Below are 18,032 nucleotides of genomic sequence, written 5' to 3' on the forward strand. Positions count from 1 at the left end.
AGTACGCGATTCCTGCAAGTGGATAACCCCTCCAAAATGACGATTGTGGAGGAAGAGTGCTGGCCGGGGTGGCGAACCACAGTTCACGCCGAAGGAAGCATGGCGATCAGCACTGGAGCGATGCCCAGGCAGATGAAGGCCGGCAAGGAGCAAAGCCCCAACGGCACAACAAGCTTGACGCCCAAAGCAGCCGCCCGCTTTTCAGCGGCCCTGAAGCTTTCACGCCGTTCCCTGGCGGCCTGGGCGTACAGGATCGATGCTGACGGTGCCCCGGTGAGCGCAGCGAAGGCGAGTGCCTCCTTCAGCCGCAGCACCTCCGGGGAGTGCTGTGCAGGGGCGCGCCAAGCAGTTTCCCAGTCGGCGCCAATGGCCAACGCACCCACGACGGGTCGCAGTGACTGGCCGATGGGAGGCGAAGCCGCTCCGGCCAGGAGGTCCAAGGCCCTACCGATGCCGGCTCCGGCGTCCAGCATGGAAGCCACCAGCTCCAGCATCATCGCCGGATCGCGTAGGCCGTCCGTGGAAGTCCCCGCACTGCCCGAAGCTCCACTGGCCATCGACGAAACGGGAGGGCCGGCAAAGAGCAGAGTGGCCCGGGTGGGGACAGCTAAGGCGATGACCGCAGCGATGGCCAGGGCTCCCACCATCAACAGGGTCCCTGTTCCAGGCATCAGATTCCTCCCGCTGCGGCGGCGACCAGCTTGGAAGACCAGATACGGCCGGCAACCGTGAGCAGCAGTCCGGCAGCCAAGGTGGCAATGCCCCAAGGGTTACCCAGCAGGATGCCCAACGGGTCCACGCCAGGACCATTCCGAGAACCAACCCGAACAATGGAAGCCATGACAACAGCCGGACGGTGGCCTTGGGTCCTGCGAGCGCGGTCTGCCGGGCAGCCTCGGCGTCTTCCTCAGCTTCGAGCTGCGCCGCGAACCGGGTGAGGAGATCTGCAAGCGGACACCCGCTGGCTTCGGCTACGTCCAGGCAAGCTGCCAGTTCCATCCACACGCGCCGCTCTGAACTGCCCCGCAGGGGGTAAGTTTGCGCTGCCGTTCGACGGATCGCATCAGCGGGAGAATTCCCCAGCGTGGAGGCGGCACGCGCAGCGCCCAACACCTTCAAGGAGTCAGCGGATAGAGCTGGCGGACGGGACGGGAAATCCGCTCCACGTCCACTACCGGTTTGCGCGGCATGTTCCCTGGCGCATCGCGGAGCGTGGACAAGCCACAGCTCTTCCCACAGCCCGGACGTTCCGCGGCCGCCGCGGAGCAGGGCCGCCAGCTGCTGGACCAGGACCACCAGTTTGAGCGCGTTGGGAGGACGGTGTCGCAACAGTCGTCGGGCCCGGAAAGCCCCTGACGGATGCGCGCTCGTGTCCCCTTGCTGGCCCAGGCTTAATATCCTGCGACGGCGGCTTGCCTCGTCACCGCTGAACTGCAGCCAGACGGCATAGACCAGGACAAGAACGATGATGCTCATCATGTGCCCAGGCCCAGGGTAAGCCGGCTGGAGAGCTCCGGCCACGCAGGCCCTTCTTCTATTCCGTCGCGGCGCAGGGTCAACGCGGGGACCACTTCGGGACCTTGGGGTGTCTGTGCCATCATTCCGATGGAAGTCACTTGACGTCCCGTCCGGCCTCTGGCCACGTGGATCACAACGTCCAATGCCGAGGAGACCTGGAGCTGAACGGCTTCAGCATTCATTCCCGCGAGCGCACCGAGGGCGACAAGCCGTGCAGGCACCGATTCGGCCGTGTTGGCGTGAATGGTGCCACCTCCGCCCGTGTGCCCGGTGTTGAGCGCCGTTAGGAGTTCCCGTACCTCGGCGCCACGGCATTCTCCGACAATCAGCCGGTCGGGCCTCATACGCAGTGCCTGACGGACCAGCTCAGCGAGGTCCAGGCTGCCCTCCCCTTCCAAATTGCGGTGGCGCGACTCGAGGCAGACCACGTGCGGGTGGACCGGGTTTAGTTCGGCGGCATCCTCGATCAGAACCAACCGTTCGTCCGGATGGCTGAGCCCCAGCAGGGTGGAAAGGAGTGTGGTTTTTCCGGAGCCCGTTGCGCCGCTGATCAGGAAGCTCAGTCGCCGTTCGATGATGGCTCTGAGTACCTCCTCTATTTTTTCGGAGAACATGCCGCTTGCCCTCAGTTCGGGCAACGTAAACACCTGTTCCCGGCGTATTCGGATGGACAAGAGCGTCCCGGCTGTGGAGATGGGCGCAAGGACTGCATGGACGCGATAGCCCCCTTTGAGCCGGACGTCGACGCAGGGCGAACCGTCGTCCAGGCGACGTCCCCCTGCGGCAACCAGCCGGGATGCAAGTGACCGGACGTGGTGCTCAGCGTCGAACCGCAGCAGACTGCGTTCCAGGCCCCGCCCCCGGTCGAACCACACCGAGTCCGGTCCGTTGACGAAAATGTCGGTGACCAAGGGGTCTTGGGCGAGTTGTTGCAAGGGCCCCAATCCGCTCAATTCAGCATTAATGGACTCGGCGGCATCCAAGGCACCGGCTGTGCCCAGCAACCTGCCACTGGCCTGTATGGCTGCCGCCACCGTCGACGGCGTGACCGGTCCCCGGCCGGCAAGTACCGATTCACGAACCGTCTCGAGAAGCACGGTGTCCAGCTTTGGAGCGTGCCGGCGGCGCTGCCCTTCAAGGAACCGGCTCATCGGAGGACTCCGTTCAGTTCCAGCACGTCCTCCGCGAAGCGGCAGACGTCCTTTCGGCGGCCAAGTTCAAGCAGCCTGCCGAGCTCTGTCCCGGCCCCCACTCCGCGTACCTCAGGGACCACGCCAACCAGCGGGATCCCGAGTGACTCGGCGATGAAAGCCGGCTGTACCGGCGACGCATTGCTCCCGCGTACCAAAAGGCGAATGTCCACGGGCGGGAGCTCATCCAGGATCCGGCCGGAAGCTACCGCTGACCTCAAGTGACCGGTTGTGAGGAGCAACAGATTGTCGCAGTCCCACGAGAGTCTTCCCACACCCTCGCCACTGCGTCCGAGGTCCACAATGATGAGCTCGAACCCCCGGCGGGCAGCATCCATAATTGCCACCACAGCTGCCGCATCAGGAGTTTGCACCGGTTCACGGGTACCGGGCCAGGACAAGTACCGGAAACCACCAGCGGCAGGCAGGGAATCCCTGAACTGTGCAGGGTCAATGCTTCCCCTGCTTTCCTGGAAGTCCGGCCATCGAAGGCCCGGGACCGGTTCATCCGTGACCGCAAGCTCCAGTCCACCTCCCCATGGATCGCCGTCGATCAGCAAGGTGCTGACTCCTTGGGAGGCCGCGGCCTGGGCAAGCCAGATCGCGGCCGTAGAGGCCCCCGCACCACCACAGCCACCAACGATCCCGGTCATAGTTCCACCGGGGTCGGGCGAACCCGACATGGTCAAGTGTTCAGCAAGCCACGCTGCGGCTTCGGGAAGGACTGCCACGCGTTCAGCTCCCAGCGCGGTGGCCAAACGCCATAATCCCTCTCCATCGCCGCCCTTGCCCAGCAATACAGAAGGGGCCCTCCGACGTGGTGGCAGTTCACGAATATCACTGCCCACCAAGACAACATCGGCGCCGTCCCATCCATGGGCGGCCTCCGCGACGCTCACGGCTGTTCGCAGAGTTCCACCTGCCGCAGCCACTATCCGCTTTGCTTCTTCCTGGAGGTATGGATCGGCCGAAACAAGGAGCACCCCGGAGGTCTCCCGCGGCAGCCAATAGCCGCCCGGGTCCCCCTCCTCTGGCTGGTCGATGGGTTGCCTCTGCCGACGAATTCGCTTGCTCATGACAACACACTGGCCTAACCCCCAAGCTCGGATAAGCTCCCAAAGCCCGTATGTGCAAAACCTCGCCCATTTGCAAGCCGGAAGCTGCTTGTGGAGGACAGGTCACGCGTTCAAGTCCGGCCTGGGCAGCAAACCGCTGCCTGAACGGCAGCAGTCCCTCCAACAGGGCAGAATGGGACGCATGTACTTGCTGCTTGCCGCCCACCCGGACGGCGCAGCCATACAGAGGATCTCTCCCGCGGGGAAAGCTACTGCGGACGCACGCGTCGTCCGCCGTGGTGAGTTGCCCGGCGTCGTCCGTGAGCTCGAAACCCAGCGGCCACGCTGGGTATGGCACCGCGCCCAGGACTGGTATTCGGGACTGCTGGACCACGGCATCGAGCTGGAGCGGTGCCATGACCTGGCGCTCTGCGGAGCGATACTGGCCCACTCGGAGTTCACTGCCCACACGGACTACGCCCGGAACGCGGTTCACCTCACCCAGGACGACGACAGCCCACCCCGCATCCTCCAGCCACCACCGCCCTCCGCGGATCAAGGCGCACTGTTTGAGGACCTCACGCCGTCGGATCCCAAAGCAGGCTTGGCGGAACTGAAAGCGGAATTCGCGGCCCAACAAGAAGCAATGGCACAGGTCGGCACCGACCACCAGCGCAGGCAACGGCTGCAGTTGTTGCTCGCTGCCGAATCAGCGTGCGCGATCATCGCCGTCGAAATGCAGCACGCCGGCGTCCCCTGGCGGGAAGAGTTGCACCAGCAGATCCTGGCTGATGTTCTTGGCCCCCGCCCTTCCCCTGGCAACCGGCCTCCGGCTTTGGAAGCGCTCTGCACAGAGCTTCGGACCATCCTCAACTCCCCCAGCCTCAACCCGGACTCGCCGCAGGACCTCATGCGTGCGCTCCATCGCAACGGCATCGAAGTGAAAAGTACGCGGCAATGGGAGCTCCAGGAGTCCAAGCATCCTGCCATCCAGCCCCTGCTCGCCTACAAGAAACTCTCCCGCCTCCACACCGCCAACGGCTGGGCCTGGCTGGACGCGTGGGTGCGGGACGGGCGTTTCCACCCGGAATATGTGGTGGGTGGCGTGGTGTCGGGCCGTTGGGCCTCGCGCGGGGGCGGCGCCCTGCAAATTCCCCGCAACATCCGGGCGGCGGTGCACTCGGACCCGGGCCACAAGCTGATCGTCGCTGACGCGTCGCAGCTTGAACCGCGGGTCCTGGTGGCCTTGGCCCAAGACACGAAAATGGCCGAGGCAGCCCGCGACAAGGACCTTTACGCGGGCATCGCCGCCCAGGGTTTCGGTGGCGACAGGGCCAAAGCGAAAGTCGCCCTGCTGGGCGCTATCTACGGCGCCACCACAGGCGAATCCGGCAGGCTCATGCCCCAGCTGGCCCGCACTTATCCCCGCGCTGTGGGGTACGTGGAACAGGCTGCCCGGGAAGGCGAAGCCGGCAGGACGGTGACCACGCGGCTCGGACGAAGCAGCCCGCCGCCGTCGGCCGGTTGGCTGCGGAGCCAGCAATCAATCACCGCAGAGGAACAACGCCGGGCCGACAACCTGGCCCGCTCCCGCGGCCGCTTCACCCGGAACTTCGTGGTCCAGGGCTCGGCAGCTGAGTGGGCAGCGTGCTGGCTCGCAGAACTACGACGTCGGTTGCGGGCCTTGCGCGTCGAAGGCTCACCGTCAGGGGAACTCGTCTTTTTCCTGCACGATGAAGTCATGGTCCACGCTCCCGATGACGCCGTGGACGCCTGCATCAGGGCCATTGAAGAGTCCGCCGTTGCAGCCAAGGAACTCATGTTCGGGCCGATTCCCGTGGAATTTCCGGTGAGTGTCGCCGTCGTCGACTCTTACGACAAGGCGAAGTAGCCGCACATTAGCGGCAAGCGTGCGGACTTTCCAGTCACATCTCGCCAGATGAGGTGCCGTGACCTGGGCATGACGGGCGACTTTGGTTCCCCGCCGCTTCCCGATACTTTCACTGGGTAAGTGGCCTTAGGAGTCCACGGTGCATGCAAGGAAGCATTACAAGGGGGAAGCATGGCAGGCAGGTTTGAAATTCTCGCTGACAACGGTCAGGGGTACCGGTTCCGCCTCACGGCCGCCGATGGGACTGTGGTGGCTGAGTCACCGACATTCCCACACCTCGACGGGGTGGTGGCCGGCATTGAAGCCGTCCGGGAGAATGCGGCAACGGGGCTGATCGTTGATCGTTCGACGCCGGCACGCAAGGCCGCGTAACGACCACACCGACGGCGTCCTCAGAGGTCGATGTCGTGGAGTTTGGCCCGATCCCAGGGAACGGTCCAGCCCAGCTCGTCGAAAAGGCCGCTGAGGACCATCCCCGTGAAGCCCCACACCACAACACCGTTGATGGTGAATCCCGGACTCGTGTAGGTACGACCGAAACGGGAGATCGTGGCCGTGACCCGGTTGGCGGGGTCCAGGAGGTCGCGGACAGGAACCCGGAAAACCTGGGCGGATTCGGCGTAGTCCACAACGCGGACCGGCGACGGCGCATCCCACCACGCCAACACAGGTGTGACGCGGAAATTGCTGCGGATGAGTCCAAGCTCGGGGATGACCCCCAGGACGCGCACACCGCTGGCGTCGAGCCCTGTTTCTTCCACGGCTTCACGCAGGGCAGCCGCAACCACGGACTCGTCCTCGGGGTCCACGCTGCCGCCAGGAAAAGCCACCTGCCCGGGGTGGTCGTCCAGAGTGTGCGCGCGTTCCAGGAGAAGGACGTCAAGGTCGGCGGGCGCGATCGGGCGGCCTGACTCGGCGGGGACGTCGTCCAGAACGCCAAAGAGCATGAGGACCGCGGCTGCACGGTTGGTCTCAGCCGTGACGGGGAGCATGTCCCAGAGGGCAGAGTGCTCCTGCTGACCGGCCTGGAACCTTGTCACCAAGGCGGTCAGTTCCTCCAGCGCGGTCACCCGGGCCTCCTTTGCGATTCCATCCGGATTTCGGCGGCGCGGTGTGTTTCGGCCAGCAGCTTTTCCAGCAGTTCCTCATTGCCCGGGGCGAGCTCGTATTTCAGGAGCTTGGCGGCCTTGACGGGATCCGTTTCGCCTTCCCCGTAGCTTGGGCACAGGCTGGCGACCGGGCATGCGCCACAGGCCGGTTTCCGGGAGTGGCACACCCGGCGCCCGTGGAACACCACCCGGTGCGAGAGCATGGTCCAGTCCCGAGGCTCAAACAATTCCGCCACATCGAACTCGATCTTCACGGGATCGTCCGAAGTCGTCCACCCAAACCTTCGCGCCAAACGGCCAAAGTGCGTATCCACGGTGATGCCCGGAACTCCGAAGGCGTTACCCAGCACCACATTGGCTGTTTTGCGTCCGACGCCGGGAAGCGTCACCAGGTCTTCGAGCCTGCCCGGGACCTCGCCGTCGTATTCGTCCACCAGCCGGGTGCTGAGCGCCAGGACGTTCCGGGCCTTGGCCCTGAAAAAGCCCGTGGGCTGAAGAATTGCCTCCAGCTCAGCGGGGTCGGCCTCGGCCATGGCCCGGGCATTGGGGTAGCGGGCAAACAGGATCTTGGTGACCTGGTTGACCAGCACATCCGTGGTTTGGGCGGACAGGACCGTGGCCACCACCAGTTCGAAAGGATTCGTGAAGTCCAGCTCTGCGTGGGCGTATGGATACTTCTCCGCGAGAACCCTGTTGATCTTGCGCGCCCGGCGTTTGAGTGCGAGCAACGAACCAGCTTCGGCGATGGCCACGGCGTCCCTTCCTAGCCGCGTTCGATGTTGCTGAGCTCCCGAAGAACCCCCAGCTTGCCATCGGTGTCCTGGACCAGGAACTCATGGCCCCGGTCTTCGAGTGCGAGCACCCAACCACCGGGTTCGATGGTGAAGGACGGGGCGCCCGTGCGCTCGTCATACGTGGTGCGGGGCTGGGCTACGGCGAACCAGAACGCCTCATAATGTGGCGCATCCGATTCCTCGGGGCGGCTCGCGGGATCCACGGTGGCACCGATGGTGTCGCTGACCCTGCGGGTGTCTCCGGAAACGATCGGGGTAGCCATGGTGGCCGCCCAGGGCTGCTGGGCAGGCTGTTGGCTTACGGGCTGCTGGGCGTGCTGGGTAGTGGCGGGCTCGGAAGCGGTGGAGGGGGATTCCGCAGGCGCACCGGCGGGCTGCTCGTCCTTGGCGGAAACCTCCGGCTTAGTCGCCGGTACCGCGGCCGAGGCGCCCGCCCCTGAAACTCCTGCGACGGGTTCCTGGCCGACGGCCGGCTCCCCGAGCGGCTTGCTGTCCGCAGAATGCACGACGGCGGGGGCTTCCGTTGCCTGCGACGGACCGCTTCCGTACGTGGCCGGCGGGGCAAAGGGGCTGGGTGTGCCCACGCTGGTGGCACTGACAGCAGCTGCACCCGGCGCCTGCGTGGCGGTGTTCGGCTTGGGCGCTTTGGGGGCCTTCGGGGCTTTGGGAGCGGCAGGCTTGCGGCTGGGCACAGCTGCCTCGCGGGCAACCACATGGGCCGGAATCTCAGCACGACCCTTGAAATCGGCCGAGAGGAAGGGAAGATGCGGAGCCAGGACGGTCGCAGCAAGCAAGCCAACCGAACCAACCAGACCCAAAAGGACGCTGCCGTTGAAGGAGTTGGCAATCGTCAGGAAGAACAAGGGGAAAGCAAAGGCCGCCGTGACTGAGGCGAACTGGTCAACGGAAAGCGAACCCACTCGGACAATGGTTCCCGGCTGCAGTCGGCGGGCGACGAACAGTGCCACCACGACCAACGGCAGGATGATCCCAAGAAGCAGGAAGAACAGGTTTCCGAGGTTCCAGAGGTTGTAGCGGGAGCCGAACATGGGCAACAGCGACGCGACAAACATCAGGAGCGTCGAGCCAAAGACGGTGAGGTCCCGGATGGTGAAAGGTCCGGCCACGGCGTCGAACTTGGTCGAGCCACTGGGCGTAGCGTCAGTCTTTCCCGAGGCGGCAGGAATGCCCTGCGCAGCATTGGCAGCAGCGGGGCTGGCAGCTGCTTTGCCATCTGGTCCAGTGGCCGTTCCAGCCGTGGTGTCCGGTCCCGTCGGCTGTGAGTCGTGCGGTCCTGGGCTCAGCTGGTTCATGTATTTCTCCTTTGTACGGCGGCGCCTTGGGCAGTCCGGTCCGGTGGTTTCTGCGGGATTCCGCAGGATCGCCGGACACGCCTGAGGGTGCGTCCCAAGACCTCTTCAGCCTATGCCACCCCCCTGACAGCCTTCTAGCTGAAAACGGTCATACGGCATCGCCCACAGCGAACTCCAAGGTTACTTACAGAAAGTAGCCCCGGCTTCGGCCGCCGGGAGCGCTGGGCGCGGACCGCCGTCGTACGTCATGTAAGCGTTTCCCAGCCGCCCGAGGCGCCATTCGGCGCTAAAAATATGCCGCTCGCTGCCGTGTTTGTGACCACGCACACGTAGGACGTCTCGAGGCGATAGTGTGGAAGGCGGACAGTACTCTGCGGGGCCTGACGGCGGGCTCCGCGCAGCAAAGATCGATGAATAATGAGGTTCACCATGTCCCAGGACACCACCGGATCCACGGCCACCGCTGCAGCTTCATCGGCTCAGAACGGACAGGCCGCACACGTAGAGGCCCTTGAAAACCTCCTTCACGAGAACCGTAAGTTTGCGCCATCGGCAGAGTTCACCGCCAAAGCCGTGGCCACAGCTGACGCCTACAAAGAGGCCGAGGCCGACCGTCCCGCATTTTGGGCGAAGCAGGCCCGTGAGCTGCTGACGTGGAGCAAGGACTTCACCGAAACCCTGGATTGGTCCAACCCGCCCTTCGCCAAGTGGTTTGTCGGCGGCGAAATCAACGCTGCCTACAACGCCCTGGACCGCCACGTCGAAAACGGCCTGGGCGACCGCGTTGCCATCTACTTCGAGGGCGAACCCGGCGACACCCGCAGCTACACCTACGCGGAGCTGACCGAAGAGGTCAAGAAGGCCGCCAACGCATTCGAATCGCTCGGCGTGGCCAAGGGCGACCGCGTCGCCGTGTACCTGCCCATGATTCCCGAGGCCGTCATCACACTCCTCGCCTGTGCCCGCATCGGCGCCGTGCACTCGGTGGTCTTTGGCGGCTTCTCCGCCGACGCACTGCGCTCCCGCGTCGAGGACGCCGAAGCCAAGCTCGTTGTCACTGCCGATGGCACCTACCGCCGCGGCAAGCCCTCCCCCCTGAAGCCCGCCGTGGACGAAGCCCTGTCCAAGGAAGGCCACACCGTCCAGAACGTGGTGGTGGTCAAGCGCAACGGTGAGGACGTCAACTGGGTTGAGGGCCGCGACCTGTGGTGGGACGACACCGTAGGCGTCGCCGGGACCGAGCACACCGCCGTCGGACATGACTCCGAGCACCCGCTGTTCATCCTGTACACCTCCGGCACCACCGGAAAGCCCAAGGGCATCCTGCACACCACCGGCGGCTACCTCACCCAGGGCGCCTACACCCACAAGTCCGTGTTCGACCTCCACCCGCAAACGGATGTGTACTGGTGCACCGCCGACGTCGGTTGGGTCACCGGCCATTCCTACGTCACCTACGCGCCGCTCATCAACGGCGCCACCCAGGTCATGTACGAAGGCACCCCCGACTCCCCGCACCAGGGCCGTTGGTGGGAAATCGTGGAGAAGTACAAGGTCTCCATCCTCTACACCGCACCCACCGCCATCCGCACCTTCATGAAGTGGGGCCGGGACATCCCGGACAAGTACGACCTCTCCTCCATCCGCGTGCTGGGTTCCGTGGGCGAATCCATCAACCCCGAGGCGTGGATGTGGTACCGGGACGTCATCGGCGGGAATGCCGGCAAGAACGGCGAGAAGAAGGAACACCCCGCGCCGATCGTGGACACGTGGTGGCAGACCGAAACGGGCGCTCAGATGATCGCTCCGCTGCCCGGTGTCACTGAAACCAAGCCCGGCTCCGCCCAGGTTCCGCTTCCCGGCATTGCCGTGGACGTGGTGGACGAGAACGGTGCTTCGGTGGCCAACGGCGAAGGTGGCTACCTGGTGGTCCGCGAGCCGTGGCCGTCCATGCTCCGCGGCATCTGGGGCGACCCCGAGCGTTTCAAGGACACCTACTGGTCCCGCTTCGAGGCCATGTACTTCGCCGGCGACGGCGCCAAGAAGGATGAAGACGGCGATGTGTGGCTCCTGGGCCGCGTGGATGACGTCATGAACGTCTCCGGCCACCGGCTCTCCACCACGGAGATCGAATCCGCGCTCGTCTCACACCCGTCCGTCGCTGAAGCAGCCGTGGTTGGTGCCGCCGACGAGACCACCGGGCAGGCCGTCGTCGCGTTCGTCATCCTCCGCGGCGACGCCGTGAACAACGGGGACGAAACCGTGGTGGAACTGCGCAATCACGTGGGCAAGGAAATCGGCCCGATCGCCAAGCCGAAGCAGCTGCTCATTGTTCCGGAGCTGCCCAAGACACGTTCGGGCAAGATCGTCCGCCGTCTCCTCAAGGACATCGCAGAAGGCCGCGACACCGGGGATGCCACCACCCTGGCCGACCCCGGCATCATGACCCAGATCGCGGAATCGCTGCGAAAGTAACGTCACCGGGTCCAAACGCACGACGACGCCGCTCGCCTCCCGAGGTGAGCGGCGTCGTCGTGCGTTCTAACGCGTTTAACCAGTGGCTGCGTCCTAGACTGGTGCCAGACCCAGCCCCATGTTTGACGAGGTTCCCAGAAAGGCCCTGATGCTTCAGGCAGCACGCCACTCCGCCATCATCGAAGCCGTCCAGCGCGAGCGCGTGGTGAGGGTCTCCGACCTCGCACAACTCCTGGGCGTCTCCCCCATGACCGTCCGTCGCGACATCGAGGCCCTTGAGGAAACCGGCCGGGTGGAACGCATCCACGGTGGGGCCAAGCTCCCTGGTGACGCCAGCACGCATGAACCCGGCTTCGAGCTGAAGTCCACCCAGCTCCCGGTGGAAAAGCACGCGATCGCGGTGGAAGCTGCCTCCATGGTCCAGGAGGGCATGGCCATTGGTCTGGGCGCCGGGACCACCACGTGGGCGTTGGCGAAGGAGCTCGTCAACGGTCCCCGGATCACGGTGGTGACCAACTCGGTGCGGATCGCGGACCTGTTCCACCACGGTGCGTCCTCCGGTCCGGGGCGGTTCGGTTCAACGGTGATTCTGATCGGCGGCGAGCGCACTCCCTCCGACGCCTTGGTGGGGCCGATTGCCACGGCTTCCTTGAAGCAGCTGCACCTCGATGTCCTCTTCCTGGGTGTGCATGGCATGGACGCGCAGGCTGGCTTCACTACCCCCAACCTGCTCGAAGCAGAGACGGACCGCGCCTTCATGTCCTCGGCGCGCAGCACCGTGGTCCTTGCCGATCACAGCAAGTGGGGTGTGGTGGGGATAGCCTCGATCGCAGCGCTGGAGGAGACTGACGAGCTCATTACGGATTCCTTGCTGGGCGATGACGCGCGCAGGGTGCTGGAGGAGAACGTGGCGCGGCTGCGGATCGCCGCCGCCGCACCCAACTAGGTGACAGATAACGCTCCAATGACGGCCCATTGCGCCGTTTGCTGTTACTCAGTTGGGTCTCATACCGGGGGTGGAGGCCGGGGCGCGCAGTTCAACCGGCAGACGGACGCCGCACGGCAGTGCCCTTGGGGATGCTGGATATATGAACGCCATCCTCCACGCCCAGCAACTAACCAAGCATTATCCAGGCAGCTTCGCGCTGGACCGCGTCGACTTCACCGCGAATGCCGGCGAATCCATCGCGATCATCGGCCCCTCGGGTTCCGGTAAAACGACCCTTCTGCACTGCCTCGCCGGGATACTAAGGCCCGACGCCGGCACGATCACCTTGAGCACTCCTTCGGCACCGCTGCGTCTGGACACTTTGGGGGACGCAGCGTTGTCCCGACTGCGCCGTGAGGAGTTCGGCTTCGTCTTCCAGCAGGGCATGCTCCTGCCCGAGCTGACCGCCCTCGAAAACGTCGCTCTGGCACTCATGTTGAACGGCACCGACCGCGCTACGTCCGAGTCCCGCGCTGCGGAGTGGCTCGCAGCATTGGGCTTGGCGGGCATGGAACAGCGCAGGCTGGGTGAACTGTCCGGTGGTCAGGTGCAGCGAGTGGCCATCGCCCGCGCGCAGGTAACCGGCGCCAGGGTGGTGTTTGCCGATGAACCGACCGGCGCCCTGGATTCAGCAACGTCAACCGAAGTTCTCGACGTCCTGCTTCATTCCGTGGCCGCCAATGGGCGCACGCTCCTGGTCGTCACCCACGATCCCAACGTGGCCGCACGCTGCCAACGTGTCGTGGAACTCCGGGACGGCAGGATCGTGGCGGACAGCGCCGGAGTAGTGCCAACCACCACCAGCCCTTCTCCTGCAACCACCAGCTTCAAAGGCGCCTTCAATGTCTAGCCTCACCATGGCCCTCCGGCTGACCCCCTATCTGGCGCGAAGCAGTGGGAACAGTTTCCGGGAAACAGGACTACGCGACGCCGGCCTGCCCATCCTTGCCTTCGGGACAGTGACCGCGCTGCTGCTCACCGTCGCGGGCGGCTCCCAGGTTTTCTGGTCCTGGACTGACGACATCGCAGGCACCTACCAAGCGTTGGCCGTCGTCGCGATGGTCCTGCTCATCATCCCGCTGCTGACGCTCGGCGCCTCGGCCGCACGACTGGCCGCCCGGCGTCGTGATGACCGGCTGGCGTCCCTGCGCTTGCTGGGTGCCAACAGCGCGACCGTCGTCTGGATGACCGTCATTGAATCGACTGTCCTGGCGGCGGTCGGGGCACTGGCCGGTGCCGGACTGTACGCGTGCGCGGCTCCCTTCCTGGGCTTGATCCAGTTCCGTGGGCAGGCGATCGGCAGCCACGCCTGGTTGTCCGTCCCGTCCATCCTGGGCTGCATCCTGGCCGTTTGCATCCTGGCGGCGGCGAGCGCCGCGCTTGGGCTGCGGAAGGTTGTGGTGACTCCGTTGGGCGTCAGGACCCGGCAAACGGCCGACGGCGCGCATTGGGTTCGCGGGCTCATCGCGGCTGTTGTTGTGGTATTGGGAGTTGTGGCGATGGGGATGCTCAGCAGCTTTGGCGCGTTCATCGTGATCCTCGCCGTCATGGGTGGTTGCTTTGGCCTGGCGCTGTTGGCGCTGAACCTCATGGGCCCGTGGGTCCTGCGCCTGCGGGCATCGTCCCAGCTCAAACGGGCGAAAAGGCCCGAGCACTTGCTCGCGGCCCGCACTGTGCTGGAGAGTCCCAAGGAATCGTGGCGGCAAGTTGGGGGCGTCGCGATGACCAGTTTCGTGGGAGTCTTCGTGGGCGTGGGCATGGCTATTGCGGACGCCATGGGTACAGCCGGCGACACCGAAGCTGCACTGCTGGTTCGGGACATCAATACCGGAGTGATGATTACGCTGCTGGGTTCGTTCCTGATGGTGGCGTGTTCGGCTGGCGTGAACCAAGCTGCCGCAGTGCTGGACCGGGCATCGACGCTGGTGGCGCTGGACCGGGTGGGGATGCCGCGGAAACTCATGGTGGCCGCGCGGGTCAAGGCCGTGATGTCGCCACTGTTCCTTGTGGCGGGGATATCCGCAGCCGCTGCCGCCGTTTTGGTTCTGCCGTTGACGGGAGCGGTGCTGCTGACCCAGCCCGTGGTGTTCCTGACCATCGGCGGGGTGTTTGCGGCCGGCTTCCTGCTGGTTCGGCTGGCCGTAGCTGCCGGGACAGCGCAGATCGCCCAGGTGCTGGCCCGTCCGGAGCGCTACGCCAGCGTGGACTCGTAGAAAGCCCCGCCGAGTTGGCATTTGATGACAATGTTGGGCCGACATTGTCATTAAGTGCCACTTCGGCGGAGAGGGCCTAAGCGCAGCCGCAGGATTGCCGGATGATCAACTCCGTGGGCAGGACCTGGTGCTGGAGTTCCTCGCCACGGCCCTTGCCCACCAGGGCCCGGACCGCTGCCTGGGCCATCGCTTTGACCGGCTGCGCGACGGTGGTGAGCGCCGGCCAGCTGTACTCAGAGTCCAGGGAACCGTCGAAGGAAACCAGCGCCAGCTCCTCGGGAACGCGCACACCCGCCTCATGGAGCGCCCGGAGAATGCCGATGGCCTGCATGTCGTTGCTGGCGAAAACAGCGGTGGGCCGGTTGGCCATGGAGAGGAAACGCTTCCCTACCTCGTAACCTCCTGGACGGCTGAACGGGCCATGCAGCATGGGGCCTTCCGGCAATCCCGCATCACGAAGCGCGGCAAGCCATCCCACCTCGCGGCCGTCCAGCTGATTGCCGGTGTTGGTTCCGATGGCCAGGCCTATGTTGGTGTGGCCATGGCCGATCAAGTGCTCCACGGCAGCGCGCGCGCCCGCTTCCAGGTCAACACCCACACTGCTGAAACCCTGCGGGGAGCCAGCGTTGTTCAACAAGACGGCCGGGATTTCCGAAGCTTCCAGCTCCGTTACATCGGGGTCGAACACACAACTTGCCAGGAACACCCCATCCACCTGTCGGGCGGCGAGGGTACGGATGTTTTTGCGCTCCCGCGTCAGGTTTCCGTCAGAGTTGGTCAGCACCATGCCAAACCCCAGCTCCGCCGCAGCGTCTTCAACCGCATGGGCAAGCTGGGTGAAGAATGGGTTGGTGTTGTCCGGCACCACCACGCCGATGGTTTCGCTGGAACCCAGCTTCAGCGCGCGTGCCGCTGCGTTGGGGCGGTAGCCAAGGATGCGGATGGCATCGCGGACTTTGGCTTCCGTTGCCGGGGCCACGTTCTTGGGCCCACCGTTCACCACATAACTCACGACGGCGGTACTCACCCCGGCGTACCGGGCGACGTCTTTGCGTGTAACCGGTCCGCGCGGGGTTTGTACTGCTGTTGTTGTCATGGGGTAAATGCTAGCTACTCCACAGGGGCATCACCGAAGTCGCGGATCGGGAGCCGCTCGCCGCCGCGCAGGGCAGACTCGTGGGCCACGATGCCTGGAAGCGTGAACCTGGCGGCTACCCACGCGTTAACCGGTGGAAGGCTGCGGTTGTTCACCGCCGTCACAAAGTCGTCCACGAGGAATTGGTGGCTTCCCTCGTGTCCGTTGGGCGCTCCGAGGAATTCCTCGGGGAGCCGGGACTGATCATGCACTGGAGCCAGTCCTGAAATGAAGGCGTCACGGAGCTCGGGTGCCACGTCCGCCAGGGAGGGATCGTCGGCAGACTTGGTGGGCCTGGTTTCCACCTGCACGGACACATCCTGCACCGACGACTTGTCCTGCCACACAGTGGTGGTGGCGAGCTGTTCAAAGCTGGCGTCTGTTCCGAAGAAGCGGAAGCGCGACTCGCGGATGTGCGACGGGTACCCCACTCGGCGCATCTCATTGGTGCGCATCGCACCGCCGTCGTTCATTTCGAACAGTGCGGTGGCGTTGGAGAAGTCGTTGGCGAACATGCTGACGTCCTTGTCGAAGACGCCATCACCCCGCTCATCCTTGACTCCGATGCAGCTCACGCTGACGGCGTGGCCCGGCACTGCGCCGAGCACGCCGCCGATGGCGTGGGTGGGGTACAGCATGGGCGGGTAGCTCGCGGTTTCCTTCCAGCGTTCCCCTCCGCTGTATTGGTAGGCCTCGTAAAAGCCGAGGTCCATGTCGTGGACGTAGTCGCCCTCGGTGTAAAAGATCCGGCCGAATTTGCCCTGGGCGTGCTGCTGCCGGGCGAAGACCGTGGCGGGGTTGTAGTAGCTGGTCTCCCCCATCGCATAGACCAACTTGGTTTCCCGAACTGCCTCGATGATCCGCTCGATCTCCTCTTCGGAAACTGCCATCGGCACGGCCGAGTACACATGCTTTCCGGCCCGCAGGGCCCGCTCGACCAAGGGGCCGTGCGTCCACCGTTGCGTAAAGATGGCGACAGCATCGACGTCGGACTCCAAAAGGGCCTCGAACGAGGCCATGGTGCCGTCCAAGCCCCAGCGCTGCTGCGCTGCGGCGGCACGTTCAGGGAGTTCGTCCACCGCATAGACCTCGCTGACACCGGGGTGGAGCTTGAAGAGATGGGCGAACTGGCTGCCGAACTGCCCCACACCAACAACACCAATCGAAAACGTCATTGTTTACCTTTCCTGCGGCCGCACAGCAGCCGTTTGTCCGTCGTGTCCTGTGTACGCTCGAGTGTCGCACCCAGGATCTACACGAGTCAACAGAAACAACAATTCCGAACATTTTTCATCAAAAACTCGCGCAAGCTCTTGCCAACTCAAAATCTACTCGTGTAGATTCGCCTCCAGCTGTTACCCGCATCACTCCCGAGAAAGGGTCGACGATGACCACGCTAACCAAGCAACCGGATCCTGGGCTCTCCGCCAGGGCGCCGAGGAAGTCGCGCAAGCGGGGAAAACCATCCGACGGGTTCCGCGGGATCGGAGACTTGAAGGTCGCGCTCTTCTTCATCGCCCCGGCGATGGTCGGATTGACCCTCTTTTACCTCGCCCCAACCATCCGGGGCATCTACCTCAGCTTCACCGAGTACAGCATCCTGGGCGACCCGGAATGGATTGGCGCAAAGAACTACGAGCGCATAGCCAAGGATCCGCTGTTCTGGAACGCCTTGGGCGTCACGGCGGAATACGTGGTGATCAACATTGTCCTTCAGACAGCGCTGGCCCTGGGCCTTGCAATCCTGATGCACAGGGTGGCAAGGTCAACCCTCATTCGCGGCGCGCTCCTGATGCCCTATCTCATGGCAAACGTCATCGCGGCTCTGCTGTGGTTCTGGATGCTCGACTACCAGATCGGCATCATCAACCAGATCATCGAATGGACCAGGCTGCCCCGGGTGGCGTTTTTCGGCAGCGAGCAATGGGCCATCCCCACACAAGCGCTCATCAACACGTGGAGACACATGGGCTACACGGCGCTACTGATCTTTGCAGGGCTCCAGGCCATCCCCAGCAGCGTCTATGAGGCCGCCAGCATCGACGGTTCCAAGGCTGTAAACACCTTCTGGCGGATCACCCTGCCACTGCTGCGACCGGTCCTTGTACTGGTCCTCGTAGTGACCGTGATCGGTTCCTTCCAAGTCTTTGACACCGTTGCCGTCACCACGGCGGGCGGTCCTGTCAACGCAACCCGCGTGCTGCAGTTCTACATCTACCAGCGCGCCTTCAACGAACAGGACTTCGGCTATGGATCTGCCTTGGCTGTCATCCTCTTCCTCATCCTCGCCATCGTCGCTTTCATCCAGATGAAGTTCCTTCGCGGCAACCAGTCGGACCTGGACTAAGGAC

General features: G+C 64.5%; 15 protein-coding genes and 1 pseudogene. 7 read left to right on the forward strand and 9 right to left on the reverse strand.

Translation table 11 applies throughout. The features are described 5' to 3' along the window. Window positions 1–83: 83 nt before the first annotated feature. From ACFUOZ_RS17400 to ssd, 4 genes and pseudogenes are all read right to left on the reverse strand, one after another. A complete protein-coding gene (locus ACFUOZ_RS17400; RefSeq protein ID WP_377550392.1) occupies window positions 84–671 on the reverse strand; it encodes a type II secretion system F family protein in 588 nt (195 codons plus the stop codon). Then, window positions 671–1,479 (reverse strand): annotated as a pseudogene (locus ACFUOZ_RS17405) (type II secretion system F family protein). The gene ACFUOZ_RS17400 and the pseudogene ACFUOZ_RS17405 overlap by 1 nt, the downstream one beginning before the upstream one ends. Continuing rightward, a complete protein-coding gene (locus ACFUOZ_RS17410) occupies window positions 1,476–2,669 on the reverse strand; it encodes a TadA family conjugal transfer-associated ATPase (protein ID WP_377550394.1) in 1,194 nt (397 codons plus the stop codon). The pseudogene ACFUOZ_RS17405 and the gene ACFUOZ_RS17410 overlap by 4 nt, the downstream one beginning before the upstream one ends. Continuing rightward, window positions 2,666–3,784, reverse strand: coding sequence for a septum site-determining protein Ssd (gene ssd / locus ACFUOZ_RS17415; RefSeq protein WP_377550396.1), 1,119 nt, complete (start codon window positions 3,782–3,784; stop codon window positions 2,666–2,668). The genes ACFUOZ_RS17410 and ssd overlap by 4 nt, the downstream gene beginning before the upstream one ends. Window positions 3,785–3,965: 181 nt before the next feature. Here ssd and ACFUOZ_RS17420 point away from each other — a divergent pair, with 181 nt between their 5' ends. Both ACFUOZ_RS17420 and ACFUOZ_RS17425 read left to right on the forward strand, forming a co-directional pair. After that, window positions 3,966–5,654 (forward strand): bifunctional 3'-5' exonuclease/DNA polymerase, encoded by a 1,689-nt coding sequence (locus ACFUOZ_RS17420; protein ID WP_377550398.1) that lies wholly within the window; start codon window positions 3,966–3,968, stop codon window positions 5,652–5,654. 171 nt (window positions 5,655–5,825) lie between these two features. Next, window positions 5,826–6,026 carry a DUF1508 domain-containing protein gene (locus ACFUOZ_RS17425; RefSeq protein ID WP_262275982.1) on the forward strand — a complete coding sequence of 67 codons (201 nt, stop codon included), beginning with the start codon at window positions 5,826–5,828 and terminating at the stop codon, window positions 6,024–6,026. A 20-nt stretch (window positions 6,027–6,046) separates the two neighbouring features. Here the strand turns inward: ACFUOZ_RS17425 and ACFUOZ_RS17430 are convergent, their stop codons facing one another. Genes ACFUOZ_RS17430 through ACFUOZ_RS17440 form a run of 3 tightly spaced genes read right to left on the reverse strand, consistent with a single transcriptional unit; the run spans window position 6,047 to window position 8,870 of the window. After that, window positions 6,047–6,724: an NUDIX hydrolase gene (locus ACFUOZ_RS17430; RefSeq protein WP_377550400.1), complete on the reverse strand. Its 678-nt coding sequence runs from the start codon at window positions 6,722–6,724 to the stop codon at window positions 6,047–6,049. After that, the gene (gene nth / locus ACFUOZ_RS17435) at window positions 6,721–7,515 is read right to left on the reverse strand and encodes an endonuclease III (protein WP_377550402.1); all 795 of its coding nucleotides are present in this window, start codon (window positions 7,513–7,515) and stop codon (window positions 6,721–6,723) included. The genes ACFUOZ_RS17430 and nth overlap by 4 nt, the downstream gene beginning before the upstream one ends. An 11-nt stretch (window positions 7,516–7,526) precedes the next feature. Next, window positions 7,527–8,870, reverse strand: coding sequence for a hypothetical protein (locus ACFUOZ_RS17440; protein WP_377550404.1), 1,344 nt, complete (start codon window positions 8,868–8,870; stop codon window positions 7,527–7,529). 429 nt (window positions 8,871–9,299) lie between these two features. On the opposite strand from ACFUOZ_RS17440, the gene acs reads away from it, so the two are divergent. The 4 genes from acs (at window position 9,300) to ACFUOZ_RS17460 (ending at window position 14,546) form a co-directional block, all read left to right on the forward strand. Continuing rightward, complete coding sequence (gene acs, locus ACFUOZ_RS17445) at window positions 9,300–11,345, forward strand: acetate--CoA ligase (protein WP_377550406.1); 2,046 nt, start codon at window positions 9,300–9,302, stop codon at window positions 11,343–11,345. A gap of 148 nt (window positions 11,346–11,493) precedes the next feature. Continuing rightward, window positions 11,494–12,291: a DeoR/GlpR family DNA-binding transcription regulator gene (locus tag ACFUOZ_RS17450; RefSeq protein WP_377550408.1), complete on the forward strand. Its 798-nt coding sequence runs from the start codon at window positions 11,494–11,496 to the stop codon at window positions 12,289–12,291. 142 nt (window positions 12,292–12,433) lie between these two features. Next, a complete protein-coding gene (locus ACFUOZ_RS17455; RefSeq protein ID WP_377550410.1) occupies window positions 12,434–13,183 on the forward strand; it encodes an ABC transporter ATP-binding protein in 750 nt (249 codons plus the stop codon). Further along, the gene (locus ACFUOZ_RS17460; RefSeq protein WP_377550412.1) at window positions 13,176–14,546 is read left to right on the forward strand and encodes an FtsX-like permease family protein; all 1,371 of its coding nucleotides are present in this window, start codon (window positions 13,176–13,178) and stop codon (window positions 14,544–14,546) included. The genes ACFUOZ_RS17455 and ACFUOZ_RS17460 overlap by 8 nt, the downstream gene beginning before the upstream one ends. 76 nt (window positions 14,547–14,622) lie before the next feature. Here the strand turns inward: ACFUOZ_RS17460 and ACFUOZ_RS17465 are convergent, their stop codons facing one another. Continuing rightward, window positions 14,623–15,642 (reverse strand): LacI family DNA-binding transcriptional regulator, encoded by a 1,020-nt coding sequence (locus tag ACFUOZ_RS17465; protein WP_377550414.1) that lies wholly within the window; start codon window positions 15,640–15,642, stop codon window positions 14,623–14,625. Window positions 15,643–15,656: 14 nt separating this feature from the next. Then, window positions 15,657–16,856, reverse strand: coding sequence for a Gfo/Idh/MocA family protein (locus ACFUOZ_RS17470; protein ID WP_377550416.1), 1,200 nt, complete (start codon window positions 16,854–16,856; stop codon window positions 15,657–15,659). Window positions 16,857–17,068: 212 nt separating this feature from the next. On the opposite strand from ACFUOZ_RS17470, the gene ACFUOZ_RS17475 reads away from it, so the two are divergent. Further along, the gene (locus ACFUOZ_RS17475; RefSeq protein WP_377550418.1) at window positions 17,069–18,028 is read left to right on the forward strand and encodes a carbohydrate ABC transporter permease; all 960 of its coding nucleotides are present in this window, start codon (window positions 17,069–17,071) and stop codon (window positions 18,026–18,028) included. Window positions 18,029–18,032: the final 4 nt, after the last annotated feature.

Source organism: Paenarthrobacter sp. NPDC057355 (assembly GCF_042667405.1).
Taxonomy (GTDB): Bacteria; Actinomycetota; Actinomycetes; order Actinomycetales; family Micrococcaceae; genus Arthrobacter.

What these genes read in the sequence shown, in the direction of transcription:
- ACFUOZ_RS17400 (WP_377550392.1), bottom strand. Translation starts at nt 671, where the DNA reads ATGCCTGGAACAGGGACCCTGTTGATGGTGGGAGCCCTGGCCATCGCT.
- ACFUOZ_RS17410 (WP_377550394.1), bottom strand. Translation starts at nt 2,669, where the DNA reads ATGAGCCGGTTCCTTGAAGGGCAGCGCCGCCGGCACGCTCCAAAGCTG.
- ssd (WP_377550396.1), bottom strand. Translation starts at nt 3,784, where the DNA reads ATGAGCAAGCGAATTCGTCGGCAGAGGCAACCCATCGACCAGCCAGAG.
- ACFUOZ_RS17420 (WP_377550398.1), top strand. Translation starts at nt 3,966, where the DNA reads ATGTACTTGCTGCTTGCCGCCCACCCGGACGGCGCAGCCATACAGAGG.
- ACFUOZ_RS17425 (WP_262275982.1), top strand. Translation starts at nt 5,826, where the DNA reads ATGGCAGGCAGGTTTGAAATTCTCGCTGACAACGGTCAGGGGTACCGG.
- ACFUOZ_RS17440 (WP_377550404.1), bottom strand. Translation starts at nt 8,870, where the DNA reads ATGAACCAGCTGAGCCCAGGACCGCACGACTCACAGCCGACGGGACCG.
- acs (WP_377550406.1), top strand. Translation starts at nt 9,300, where the DNA reads ATGTCCCAGGACACCACCGGATCCACGGCCACCGCTGCAGCTTCATCG.
- ACFUOZ_RS17450 (WP_377550408.1), top strand. Translation starts at nt 11,494, where the DNA reads ATGCTTCAGGCAGCACGCCACTCCGCCATCATCGAAGCCGTCCAGCGC.
- ACFUOZ_RS17455 (WP_377550410.1), top strand. Translation starts at nt 12,434, where the DNA reads ATGAACGCCATCCTCCACGCCCAGCAACTAACCAAGCATTATCCAGGC.
- ACFUOZ_RS17460 (WP_377550412.1), top strand. Translation starts at nt 13,176, where the DNA reads ATGTCTAGCCTCACCATGGCCCTCCGGCTGACCCCCTATCTGGCGCGA.
- ACFUOZ_RS17465 (WP_377550414.1), bottom strand. Translation starts at nt 15,642, where the DNA reads ATGACAACAACAGCAGTACAAACCCCGCGCGGACCGGTTACACGCAAA.
- ACFUOZ_RS17470 (WP_377550416.1), bottom strand. Translation starts at nt 16,856, where the DNA reads ATGACGTTTTCGATTGGTGTTGTTGGTGTGGGGCAGTTCGGCAGCCAG.
- ACFUOZ_RS17475 (WP_377550418.1), top strand. Translation starts at nt 17,069, where the DNA reads ATGACCACGCTAACCAAGCAACCGGATCCTGGGCTCTCCGCCAGGGCG.